This window comes from Acidicapsa ligni, from assembly GCF_025685655.1.
Taxonomy (GTDB): domain Bacteria; phylum Acidobacteriota; class Terriglobia; order Terriglobales; family Acidobacteriaceae; genus Acidicapsa; species Acidicapsa ligni.
Map to the genome: position 1 here is coordinate 820,487 of NZ_JAGSYG010000003.1, position 12,194 is coordinate 832,680.

Consider the following 12,194-nt stretch of genomic DNA (forward strand, 5'->3'; position numbering starts at 1 on the left):
TTAGTTGTCTTCCAAATGCAGTCGCTTGCGAGCATGGGCGCGGAGCCAGATGCGTACCCAGACTGCGACAAGGAAAGCGAGAACCAATGCCCCGACGGCAGCCAGCCACGGTACCTGCATGAACCACAGTGTCATGCGTGTCCACCAAGGCAGAACGCCGACGTGATAGACATTGCTGCCGATGCGGAAGGATTGGAAGAGCGAGCCGTGCAAGACGGACACGCTGCCGTTGATGTCGCTGGACTGCTGAATTTTCAGGAACGTGGTGAGGAACTGGTCATAGGTGGCGGAGTCTTTGACGTTGATGACGACTACGCTGCGTCCGGATGAGAAGGGCGACTCTATGCCTTCGATGACTGAGTCCGGAGTGCCAGAGGTGGTGAGGTCGCCGGACTCGTTGTGTTCGCGGGGCTGGATCTTCCACCAGGCGCGATGCGGAAGAGAGAAGAAGCCTGCTGTATCCCTGACCTGCACCTGGCCGCCGCGCACGTTTACGGGCAGGTTGGCGGTGAGTTTGTCGAAGCCGGGCTGATCGTCACCGGTGCCCAGGACGAGGAAGTCGGTGGCTGCTCCGGGCTTCATGGCGTCGGAACCGGCGACGGTGACGCGGAAGACGGGAAGGCCGGTCTGGCGTCCGAAATGTCCCATGAGGGTGAGGAACATTTCGATTTCCTGCGGAGTGGGTAGCGAGGGCAGGACGACGGTGGTTTCGCTGAGGTCGGCGTGGTAGGTGAAGGGGAAACCGGCGTTAGCGAAGATCTCAAGATTGGGCAGCGGGGCGTAGTGCGGATAGCCGCGCAGATCGAGATACGTATCGCGCAGGATTGCTCCCTGCATGTTGATGGGAGTGGTATCGGTGCATCCACCTTTTTTGAGCAACTGGAAGGTGAAGTCGAAGGAAAGCGAGTTCGAGAAAGGCCTCAGATTCACGACTGGAACGGGGATGTCGGCTTTCATGACACGCGATGGTTCCGAGCCGGGGATGAGCGGCAGCGAGCCGAGGAAGGCGTTGTTGACACGAACCTGGATGCTGGAGATAGGGCCGATCGGCATGGGGTTGTAGCGATAGACCATCTTCAGCAGGGAGTTGGGCTTCTCTCCGTAGAAGATGTCAGGGGGAATGCGGAAGTAGACGTTGACGGGAGCTGAGCCGTCGCCCTGGAGTTCCTGGGCATTGGCGTAGTCCCAGAGAGCTATGGTTTGATCGGTACGCGCCCAGCGGGGAGCTGCGTCGGCTGCCGGGGACTCGGGCAACTTAAGGTTGTCGATCGACGCGATGGATCCCTGGATGAAATTGGAGTGGAGGGCTACGGCTTGTGCGGCAATGAGGGTCTGATCCGCGTCCTGACCGGTGATGATGAGGATTTTGCTGTAGGGATCGGAGGGATTGGCGCGCATGGCGACGGTGGGGCCCACGATATTGCCGAGGTTGAGACCTCCGGGGAGGCTGGCGGGATTTTCGGCGATGAGGACGGCGTTGCCTGCGGGGATTTGACCGAGGTAGGTCGGGAAGCGGACGGGGCGATTTTCCGACTCCATACCGAAGTAGGAAGTGACTACGCCAGCGGCCTGGATTGCTCTGGAGGAAGGCGTGGAAGCGAAGACTACGGGGATCTTCGGTGCATCCACGACCTCGGTGTCGAGAAATGGGAGCGGCAATTGCTTGAGGTCGTCGGTGAGCGGGAGAATGTCGCCGGAGAAATCGAGATACGTGCCGGTGCCTACGCGCGCCCACAACGTGGTGTTGGATGGGTCTTCGCAGACCATGACATAGTGGCCGATGAACTCGATGGTGAGGACGTTTTTGCGCACCAGCAGTTCGGCGGGGATAGAGATATCCGCTTCTTCTACTTTGCTGCCGGTGGTGGAGTTTTCGCCCGGCGGGACGGGGAGTGTGGCGAAGAGTGTGCCGTTGAGCATGAGTTGGATGTGGCTCAACTGCTGCAGCAGGCTGGGGGAAAACGCGTAGTAGATGTGAATCTTCGCTGTCTTGACTACGTGCGTCTGGTTGAGCGTGAAAAAGGTGGAGTGCTGGCTGTCGATGCCACGCATTTCGATCGGCGAGGCGCCTGTTTCGGCCAGCGAAAAGACATCGTGAAACTGGCCGGGGGCTGGTGGTCCGGCTTTGGCGATGGCCTGACGTGTTTCGTAGCCCATGCTGGTTTGCGCATGAAGGGCTTTGCTGCCAGAGGTGAGCAGGACAAGAGACGTAAGGAAGAGCACGAGAATTTGAGCGACGCGGGCGGCGGAAACTCCCTTGGCTTTGGCGGCGGGCTTTTCCTTGAAGAAGAGGCTGGTGAATGTCATCTTGAGGCCTTGCATCGAGATATAGAAAATGCGCGCCAGGCTCTTCATTGGCCGATCTATTTCGCGGCTTTCACCCCAGCCCAGCCAGGTGTCGGCGCGAGAGTACAAGATCATGGTGAGCAGCTCCTGCTCTGAGATGGAGAGCTCGTTGAAGCTGACACGAATGCTCATGAGATCGCTGGAAACGATGGTGACGGGCAGATCTCCTTCCACGGAGGAAAGTGGGAAGGATAGCCTGGCTAGTTCGCCGGGTATGGCTTCGATTGGTTCCACCAGGCGGATGGCGGTGCCTCCGCTGGAGAGGTCGATGGTTTCGCCTTTGACTGAGCGGCCGTCTGCGAGCTTGAGTATGGCCGAGGTGACGACCTTGACGCGAACGTGGCCGCGAAGCTGACGCATTTCACGAGAGACGGCGGAGCAGACGCCGAGTATGACGATGTTAAGGAAGCACCAGATCGCGTTCATGATGACGGTGCCGGGGCGATCTCTATCCCAGATGAAGAAGCGCGGGATGGCAACGAGCAGGCCCATGAAGTTGAAGAAGAGAAGCACGAGAAATGGCTGCGCAATGCGGACATCGAAGAAGCTGCGCTTGACGATGCCTCCCTTGGCCGTGACATTGAATTTACCCAGCTTGGGATTGATGAGCGCCATGAGGGTTGGCAAGAGGATGTAGGGCGAGAGAACAGTCTCGTAGATTTCGTTCCAGAAGGAATGGCGATGCTGGCCCTGGATGCGTGAGTTGGTGATGTTCGAGAGTGTGAGATGCGGCAGAGCGTAGGCGAGAATGGCGGCCCAGTAGCCGGGCACATTGGTGTGCGAGAGCAGGAGATAGATGAGCGGCGCGGTGAGGAAGATCAGACGCGGCAACGCATACAGGAAGTGCGCCATGGCGTTGAAGTAGCAGAGGCGCTGGGCGAGACTAAGCCTGGGAGCGAAAAGAGGGTTGTCTGTACGCAGAATCTGAATCATGCCGCGAGCCCAGCGGATACGCTGTCCTACGTGTGCGGAGAGACGTTCTGTGGCGAGGCCGGCGGCTTGGGGAATGTTGATGTAGGCGGTGTTCCAGCCGTTCGATTGCATGCGCAGCGAGGTGTGCGCGTCTTCGGTGACGGTTTCGACGGCGATGCCGCCGATCTGGTCAAGTGCGGTGCGGCGGAGGACGGCGCAGGAGCCGCAGAAGAAGGTGGCGTTCCAGAAATCGTTGCCGTCCTGCACGATGCCGTAGAAGAGTTCGTTCTCGTTGGGGATGGTGCGGAACTGGCCGAGGTTTCGTTCGAAGGGATCGGGGGAATAGAAGTGATGCGGCGTTTGCAGCATGGCCAGATTGCGGTCGCGGAGGAACCAGCCGATAGTCATCTGCAGAAAGCTGCGCGTGGGCACGTGGTCGCAGTCGAAGATAACGACGTAGGGTGAGTCCAGCGACTTGAGGGCTGTGTTGATGTTGCCGGCCTTGGCGTGGAAGTTGCCGTTGCGAATCTTGTATCCGACGCCAGCTTCAAAGGCGAATTGCTCAAACTCTTTGCGGCGTCCGTCATCGAGGATGTAGACGTGGAGTTTGTCGGTGGGCCAGTCGATGTTGAGTGCGCCTAGTGCGGTGTAGCGGACTACTTCGAGGGGTTCGTTGTATGTGGGTACGAGGATGTCGACGTGCGGCCAATCTTCGGTCATCTCAGGTAGAGGGATGGGTGCGCGACGCAATGGCCATATGGTCTGAAAGAAGCCGAGGAAGAGGATGATGAAGGCGTAGCCTTCAGCGAAGATCAGCGAGAGGATGAAGAAGGCGTCGAGCGCTCCCCAGTGATTGCCGGGGTCGCGGAAGAAATCGACGGTCATGGATAGACGCCAGTATCCGTAACGAAAGGTCGCGAAGAGCGAGAGGATCATCAGGGTGAGCGTGATGAGGTAGGAGTCTGATGTGCGGGCCAGGGTGAGGCCCATGAGCAGTGTGAGCAGTCCGCATACGGCTTGCTGCGGCCAGGTGAGCGGCAGCGTGGCGAAGAAATAGAACATGACCAGCGCGATCACAAGGAAGATGAATCGCAATAGCCGGGTCAGGAATGTCTCACCGGCACCGATATCGTGCCAGATTTGAGATACCGTCATCGTTCGCTCCAGCGCACGCCGCGAGGATTTTCGGCGGCAGGGGCAGACAGACTTCTCACCCAGCCAGCGAGATTGGTGTAGTCCTCGGCAATGTTGGCATTGGGGGCGTAATCCATGACGGTCATTCCTTCGGCGAGGGCTTCGCTGACGGCGGGGCTGCGGCGCAGGGCGAATGGAAGCAGGCGATCGCCGATCTGTTCGCGAAGGATTTCACGCACGTCGAGGTGCAATGGCAGGGAGTAGTCGAACTGGTTCAGGAGATAGTAGGGCAAGATGGGACGGCCTGAGCCTGCGCTGTGACGAAAGAAGGCTTCAATGGCCCCGACGCTGACTACGGAACTCATGTCGGGAACGACGGGGACGAGGACGACGGGCGACATACGCAGGATGCGGCGGGTTGTCGATCCGGAGGCTGTGGGCAGGTCGATGAGGATGCGATTGGCACCACGGGAGTAGCGGGCTACTTCGCTGAGCATCCAATCCTGACGTGTTTGATCTTGAGGTGTGTCCTGATTCTTATCTGGAGTAGCGCTTTCGGAAGCTGGTGCGTCGGGATCGAGTGTTATGAGCTGGATGGGAGCGTCTGCGCTGGCGGTCGGCGGATTGAAGGTACGCAGGGCACCGGGACGCTGGTCACGTGCTCCGAAGAAAAATGGCAGAAGGCCGAAGGCGGCTGTGTCGACGACGAGGATGCGCTCTCCGCGTGAAGAGAGGGCACGGCTGAGCGAGGCTACGAGGCTGGTTTTACCGACACCTCCGGCGAGCGAGAAGACGGCTAGAACAGGCACGCGGGCGGGTGGATGAATGGGAGCTGGTTCGGCGGGCGCGGCGCTGGGGTCGAAGATGTTCTTGAGGGCGAACCAGCGATTGGTCATGCGTTCGCGGGAGCCGAGAAGTGTGTCATCGACGAGGCCCGGGACTTGGGATGCGGGTTGGGTGAAGCGGCCTGAGGGTTGATTGCCCTGGGTCTGGTGTTCGCTGTACGGGGGCTGGTTCGAACGAAGCTGGTTTGGAAGAACTGGGCTCGCGGAAGCGGGGGCGAGCCATGCAGGCTGGGAGAGCGATTCGCGTTGCTCGGCTTGCTGCCGGTTTGAGGGCGGCGCCTGATCCGGATATTGCGAGTTGTAGGATGGCGGAGCGAATGTATCTGGGGGCTGAGTTTGAGCCTGAGCTTGAGCTTGATCCTGCACCTGCACCAGCCGTGCGCTTTGCGGCGGATTGGGGGATTGATATGCCGCGAGAGGCGATTGCGGGAACTGCGTCAGATTGGGAACTATGGGATTGGGAACGGCGGCATTGGAAACGGCGGTCCGAGGTGCTTCCCTGTCCAGGTAGGAGGGCGCGAAGGGATGCTGCAATGTGCCGGGAGCGATGGATTCGAAGCTGCCTTGATAGGCTTCGGGCGGTGGCGGCTGCCAGGCACGTTGCTGGACGGACTGGCGCTGCGCTTCCTGGGCTGCGAGAACAGCCTGGCGTTCGACTTCGGCTTGGCGTGCTATTTCGGCGAGGCGGTCGGCTTCGGCCTGACGTGCGGCTTCGGCTGCTTCGGCGGCGAGGCGGGTAGCCAGCTGGGCTTCTTCCTGCGCGAGACGCTCAGCTTCTTCCTGCTGGCGACGCTTTTCGGCGGCTAGAGCTTCTTCTACGCGGAGGCGGGCTTCTTCACGGGCAAGGGCTCGGGAAGCGGTGAAATCCCGATATTTAGCTCCGTGCAGATTAGCCCACGAATACAGGGTTGCCACATCTTCGGGTGTTTCGTTTGGTTCGGCCTGCGGTTTCTGATCGGTCATACCCACCTGCAACTCTCCGTTGCTACGCTTATTGCTTCGGTACTTCGCAGTCCTGAGTTAATGGACCTGCTACCTGGTTTTCGCAAAACCGAAAGAGATGTTACCTGCGCAGAACTAGCCGTAGTTTACAGACTAAAAAGTAGCCTAATAGCCAAACAATAACACTGCCTCTGGTTACCGAGGTACTACTTTCTTGTTACCGAGCAATGCATGGCTCCAGGGCTGTCGAGTTACACGGGGAATTTTATGCTGTACAGTAGCATCGACTTGCCGTGTTTGACATAGCAAGTGTGATGCCCGGCAAAGATATATGGCACAAAACGGAGCAGTTGCATGGGCTTCCCTGAGGAGTTGTGCGGACTGGAATCGCAAGTCTGTGCTACCTTGGTATTGGAAGGCCTTTGGGAGCACGTAGCTCAGTTGGTAGAGCAACGCACTTTTAATGCGTGGGTCCTGGGTTCGATTCCCAGCGTGCTCACCACACTCCCGGGCCGCCATCCTTTTCACAACTGACAATTCAATCTAAACAGCGGGATTGCTATGAGCGGTTTCCTAACGGAAACCGCTCATAGTTTCTGGCTCTACGTTTCTGGTTCTGTGAAGATGGCGGGCAGCTATTCGCTTGCGGCGCGCAGGCGGGCGGCGGCATCTTCGGGGGTGATGTCGCGCTGGGGCATGCCTAGCATTTCGAAGCCGACCATGAATTTACGGACGGTGGCGGAGCGCAGCAGCGGCGGATAGAAGTGGGCGTGGAAGTGCCATTCGGGATGGTCGGGGGTGTCTACCGGGGACTGATGGAAGCCCATGGTGTAGGGGAAACTGACGTCGAAGAGGCTGTCGTAGCGGCTGGTGAGACGTTTGAGGATGTCGGCGAGACCATCGCGTTCACTGGTGTCGAGTTCGGGAAAGAGGCCGCAGTGACGGCGCGAGAGGATCATGGCTTCAAACGGCCAGGTTGCCCACCAGGGGACCAAGGCGGTGAAGTGATCGTTCTCAACGATGATACGGTCGCCACTGGCGCGCTCGGCGGCGAGGTAGTCGCAGAGGAGGCAGGTTCCGTGTTCGGCGAGGTAGGCAGCCTGGGCTTCGGTTTCGAGGGCTGGTTCGTCGGGGATGTGGCTGGTTGCCCAGATCTGGCAATGGGGATGCGGGTTACTGGCGCCCATCATGGAGCCGCGATTTTCGAAGATCTGGATGTTGTTGATCTCTTTTTGGGCGGCGAACTCTTCTGTCTCCGCGGCCCAAGCGTCGATGACCAGACGGATGTCGGCACGCTGCATCTTTGCGAGCGTGAGGCTGTGGTCGGGGTGGAAGCAGAGGACCTTGCAGATGCCCTGTACTGGTTCGGCGACAAGCAGAGGCGATGGAGATTGATCGACGACTGCTGGAGGGTTGGGAAGGACTGCGGAGTAATCGTTTACAAATGAAAATACTTTCGGATACGCCGGATTCACTTCCCCATTCGCACGCGTGTTGCCGGGGCAGAGGTAGCACTCGGGGTCGTAGCTAATGCTGGCTGGCGGGGTGGTTTTGCTGACTTCCCCCTGCCAGGGACGCTGGGTGCGATGCGGGGAGACCATGACCCAGGATTTCCGGAGCGGGTTCCAACGCCGGTGCGGGTATTGCCACTGCTTTTCCATCTCGTTGCTTTCCTTTTCGTTCTTTCAGCTTCAGTAGGACTTTACACCGTCGGGCCTGCTGGTTTCACTCCAGACTGGGACATGAGGCGTCAGGCGGTTGGACGGGCGGGTGGGGGCATGGAGGCGAGGAACTGGTTCATGAAGGCGTGGCTGTACTCTTCGAGGAGCTGCTGGACGCGATCCGGGTTGCCGGAGCGGACGATGAGACCGGCGTGGTGGTGCTTTTTCATGCGATAGACGATCTCTGGTGCGTCGAAGGCTGAGGTGTCGGGGTTGTCTTCTTTGGCGAGACAGAGGACGCTGCCGGCGTATTCTTCGCGCGTTGGGGGCGGAATGTAGGTTTCGGCGCGCAAGTTGGCTACTTCGAGTTTGGCCCATTCGCGCCAGAGGTTGACGCCGGTGGAGTGTTCGACGAGATCGGCGATGAAGGCACCACCGACGCGGGCGGCGATTTCGAGGAAATAGAAGCGACCGTCGGCATGGGCCTTGATGTATTCGCCGTGGGTGACGCCGCGCTGCATGCCGAGAGCGGGCGCGAGCCTGGCGTTGAGGGCCGTGAGGTCCTGCCAGTCGCGGCTGAGGCGGTTGACGGTGCGGGTGGTGAAGACTCCGCCCTCGTGCATGACCTGCATGGGTGGACGGCCGTATTGATGGACGGATGAGAAAACTACCTTGCCTTCACTGATGACGGAGTCAACGTGGAAGATGTCGCCGGGAACGAATTGCTCCATGAGGAAGTAGCTTTGGCGGTCGCCTAGTTCGTCGAGAGCGCGCCAGAGGTCTTCGGGCTGCTGGATTTTCCGGATACCGAGGGCTGAGGCTTCGGAACGCGGCTTGAGGAGCCAGGGAGCCGGCACTCGGCTCATGTATTCGCGCAGCTCGTCATAGTTGAGGACGCGGACAAATTCGGGAACGAGGAATCCGGCGTCGCGGGCAGCGGTACGCATGGCCAGCTTGTCTCGATAGAAGGCGATGGCGGTGGTGCCCATGCCGGGAATACGCATGTGTTCGCGAAGCTGGGAGATGACTTCCATGTCGAACTCGTCGAGAGCAATGAGACGGTCGAATTTGCGGCCGCGAGCCATCCATGTGACGGTGTTGATGATCTGTTCGTTGGAGAGCCCGGCGGGCATGGTGACGAGTTCTTCGAGGATGTCCCGGGGCCAGGGAGAATTCGCGAATTTGTCCATGGTGAGCAGCGTGGGTTGGACGCCGAGTTCGGCGAGCTGGCGCAGGAAGTCATGGCCCTTCTCGTAGCTGGTAACACACAGGAACCGCTGGCTGCTTTGAGGCATGCTTTCTTTCTCCTGAAGGGGTCGAATCTTGTGGCCTGCATCTGCGCGGGATGGATGTCGCCCGAATGTGGATAGTTCTACCATAGTGGGCGTGAAGGCTTAACTGCATAATCGGTGGCGGTTCTGGAAGTTCGTTTTGGATTGCAGATTTTGAGAGCCGGACGAGCAACGTTGGCGGCCGGAGCCTGCCGCTGGTGAATCCGTGGGAAGCTTGAGCGATGGTAATGGGCCGACACGATACACTGAGTCGTAGAACCGATAGAAGATTCATACTGCTGATGAACCAATTTGGGAATGAAAAACATTTCCCTTGGTGGCTAAAGCCGTATTGATTCGATTTCGTTTGCTGTGTGGCTGAAGCCACGCTATTTCAAAACGAAGGCTTTCATCAAGCTGGATTATCTATGCTTTCTCTTCATGACATAGCTGCGCTGCAAGATCAATTGACGCTTCGCTGGCACCAGGAGGCGATGGAGACGTGGCGCGCGCCTGAGGATGTGTGGGGTTCGCTGGTGGCGCGACAGCACCTGGCGAATTTTGAGCTGTGGCATACCGAGGATGCGGCGCGGACTCCGGAGGCTACGGATGCAGACCTGGCACGGGTGAAACGGCGCATCGATGAAACGAATCAACGGCGCAACGATCTTTCAGAACAGCTTGACCGGATGCTGCTTGAGACGCTGGCGCGGCAGGGATTGCCGAAGGATGATGCTGAGTTGAATTCAGAATCTCCAGGGTTGATGATCGATCGGCTGTCTATTCTGGCGCTGAAAATCTTTCACACGGCGGAAGAGATTGCGCGAGTGGGAGCTCCTGCGGGACATGCTGAGCGTAATCGCGAACGGATGGATGTTCTGACTGCGCAGCGCGACGATCTGGCGGGATGCCTCAATCATTTGTGGGCGGAAACACTTGCTGGGCGGCGGCGTTTCAAGCTTTATCGGCAGTTGAAGATGTACAACGATCCGGCGTTGAATCCCGCAGTCTATAGGCAATTTACAAACGACAAAACAATCGCGTGAGCAATATTGCTCAGGATAGATTTCCGAAATTCATTTCAAGCAAAATTACCTGGCCGTCGGTTCGAATAAATCCAACTCCTGAAGCTAAAGACCCTTTGTTCCTGCAGGTTTTATGCATGAGCTAAAGCCTATACCCTTCATGCTGATCCGTTGCCGGAAAGCAGGGGCCATTGACGCGGGGCGGGGTTCTGCGTATAAAGAGGGCCTGAAGATACAATCAGTTCATGGGTAAGACTGAAGGAATAGTCGAGTCCCAGTGAAAGTGATTTGTACTGCCAGCCAACCAACCATGATGCTCGAGGCACGAACACCGTCATCCAGCCGCAAGAAGGTTACACCGTCGGCACCACGCGCCGGTGCTCATGGAGCCACGAATCACGATGGCCCCGTCTATCAGCATTACCAAGCAGCGCTCCAGTTGCTGCAGCAGGCGAAGTTCGAGAAGGCGCTGGTTGCTTTTGAGAAACTGCTGGCGACGGCTCCGCCGGAACTGGCTGAACGCTGCAGGATGTATATAACTGCGTGTCACCGTCAGTTAGGTAAAACCAAGCTTGAGTTTGTCACGCCCGAAGAGCGGTATGACTATGCCGTCTCGTTGTTGAATCTGGACTATTACGAAGAGGCTCGGGAGCAATTTTCCGAGATTCTTCGCGGTCATCCGTCTGCGGATTATGCGCTCTACGGGATGGCGGTTCTGGATGCGATCACCGGGCAGGTGGAGGAGTGTCTCGATCACTTGTCGAAGGCGATCAACGGCAATCCTCGGACACGGCTGCAGGCGCGCACAGATACCGATTTTCAGAGCATGCAGGATGATCCGCGATTTACGGAATTGCTGTATCCGGAAGCACCGTAGGAAAACGTGTCTCTGAAGTTTCTTCCAAGACGAGAGAAGGCTATTTGAGTACCTCCAACATCGACGCACAGCCGTCGCCCATGCGGGTGGTGGCAATTGGAGGAGGTACCGGGCTGTCCACGCTGCTGCGAGGCCTGCGGCGGCACGTTGCTGTGCCGGGACAGACGGCTACCTCAGACCCTGCGACGGGATTGATCTGCGACCTGGCGGCGCTGGTGACGGTGACGGACGATGGAGGCTCTTCGGGGCGGCTGCGCAAGGGATTCAACATGCTGCCGCCGGGCGACTTGCGCAATTGCATGGTGGCGTTGAGCGAAGAGGAAGATTTGCTGGCGCAGTTGTTTCGGCATCGCTTTCGCTCGGGTGGGGATATCGAGGGTCACAATTTTGGCAATCTGTTCGTGGCTGCGCTGACGGAGATTACGGGAGACTTTGGGCAGGCGATTCAACTTGCGTCGAAGATCCTGGCGACGCGGGGACGCATCTACCCGGTGACGACTGCGGACACAACATTGATTGCCCACATGGACGATGGCAGCACGGTGCGAGGCGAGACGAATATCAGCGCTACCAAGCAGCGGATTGTGGAGCTGATGCTAGACCCGCCGGATGCTGCTCCGCTGCCGGAGGCGATGGATGCGCTTGAGCGCGCGGACCTGATCACGGTCGGGCCGGGGTCGCTGTATACGTCCTTGATTACGAATCTGCTGGTCAAGGGAATCTCTGAGGAGCTGGCTGCCGCTCGCGGGCTTCGCGTGTTTGTCTGCAACCTGATGACGCAGGCGAATGAGAGCCTGGGGCTGACTGCATCGCAGCATATTGAGCGCATCTACGAGCATACGGGCGCGCCGATTTTTGATTACGCACTGATCAACACGGCTCAGGTTTCGCCGGAGATGCTGGTGCGTTATGCGGCAGAGGGCGCGGTGCCGATTGAGCCGGATATCGAGCGCGTGGAGAGTATGGGCGTGCGCTGCGTGGTGGGGAATTTTCTGAGCGAGGGCGATGTGCTGCGCCATGCTTCGGATCGCGTTACAGGAGCGCTGATGGAGTTAGGCCGGGTGGCGATGGCGCGAACGGGACGAAATCCACAGGATTGCATTTCTCCCGTTTCGCAGTGATGCTGTGAGATTACTTACACATCCAGACTGACGCATTCAGGTGGAGACACCATCGCCCGG

At 58.6% G+C, this 12,194-nt stretch carries 7 protein-coding genes and 1 tRNA gene; 4 read left to right on the forward strand and 4 right to left on the reverse strand.

The annotated features are described in order from the left end of the window. Positions 1–4,413 carry a UDP-forming cellulose synthase catalytic subunit gene (bcsA, locus tag OHL19_RS13700; protein ID WP_263358263.1) on the reverse strand — a complete coding sequence of 1,471 codons (4,413 nt, stop codon included), beginning with the start codon at positions 4,411–4,413 and terminating at the stop codon, positions 1–3. Beyond that, a complete protein-coding gene (bcsQ, locus tag OHL19_RS13705) occupies positions 4,410–6,200 on the reverse strand; it encodes a cellulose biosynthesis protein BcsQ (protein WP_263358264.1) in 1,791 nt (596 codons plus the stop codon). The genes bcsA and bcsQ overlap by 4 nt, the downstream gene beginning before the upstream one ends. 405 nt (positions 6,201–6,605) lie before the next feature. Here bcsQ and OHL19_RS13710 point away from each other — a divergent pair. Continuing rightward, a tRNA-Lys gene (locus tag OHL19_RS13710) sits at positions 6,606–6,681 on the forward strand. A gap of 133 nt (positions 6,682–6,814) precedes the next feature. Here the strand turns inward: OHL19_RS13710 and OHL19_RS13715 are convergent. Continuing rightward, positions 6,815–7,840 carry a UDP-glucose--hexose-1-phosphate uridylyltransferase gene (locus tag OHL19_RS13715; protein ID WP_263358265.1) on the reverse strand — a complete coding sequence of 342 codons (1,026 nt, stop codon included), beginning with the start codon at positions 7,838–7,840 and terminating at the stop codon, positions 6,815–6,817. Positions 7,841–7,929: 89 nt separating this feature from the next. Next, a complete protein-coding gene (locus OHL19_RS13720; RefSeq protein ID WP_263358266.1) occupies positions 7,930–9,135 on the reverse strand; it encodes an ATP-grasp domain-containing protein in 1,206 nt (401 codons plus the stop codon). 404 nt (positions 9,136–9,539) lie between these two features. Between OHL19_RS13720 and OHL19_RS13725 the strand changes: the two genes are divergently transcribed. From OHL19_RS13725 to OHL19_RS13735, 3 genes are all read left to right on the forward strand, one after another. Continuing rightward, complete coding sequence (locus tag OHL19_RS13725; protein ID WP_263358267.1) at positions 9,540–10,157, forward strand: DUF4254 domain-containing protein; 618 nt, start codon at positions 9,540–9,542, stop codon at positions 10,155–10,157. A gap of 256 nt (positions 10,158–10,413) precedes the next feature. After that, positions 10,414–11,013, forward strand: coding sequence for a tetratricopeptide repeat protein (locus OHL19_RS13730; RefSeq protein ID WP_263358268.1), 600 nt, complete (start codon positions 10,414–10,416; stop codon positions 11,011–11,013). An 80-nt stretch (positions 11,014–11,093) separates the two neighbouring features. Beyond that, complete coding sequence (locus tag OHL19_RS13735) at positions 11,094–12,134, forward strand: gluconeogenesis factor YvcK family protein (RefSeq protein ID WP_263358382.1); 1,041 nt, start codon at positions 11,094–11,096, stop codon at positions 12,132–12,134. The last annotated feature ends 60 nt before the right edge of the window (positions 12,135–12,194 follow it).

Excerpts from the sequence above, each read along its gene's own strand:
- OHL19_RS13735 (WP_263358382.1), top strand. The coding sequence starts at position 11,094 with ATGCGGGTGGTGGCAATTGGAGGAGGTACCGGGCTGTCCACGCTGCTG.
- OHL19_RS13715 (WP_263358265.1), bottom strand. The coding sequence starts at position 7,840 with ATGGAAAAGCAGTGGCAATACCCGCACCGGCGTTGGAACCCGCTCCGG.
- bcsA (WP_263358263.1), bottom strand. The coding sequence starts at position 4,413 with ATGACGGTATCTCAAATCTGGCACGATATCGGTGCCGGTGAGACATTC.
- OHL19_RS13725 (WP_263358267.1), top strand. The coding sequence starts at position 9,540 with ATGCTTTCTCTTCATGACATAGCTGCGCTGCAAGATCAATTGACGCTT.
- OHL19_RS13720 (WP_263358266.1), bottom strand. The coding sequence starts at position 9,135 with ATGCCTCAAAGCAGCCAGCGGTTCCTGTGTGTTACCAGCTACGAGAAG.
- bcsQ (WP_263358264.1), bottom strand. The coding sequence starts at position 6,200 with ATGACCGATCAGAAACCGCAGGCCGAACCAAACGAAACACCCGAAGAT.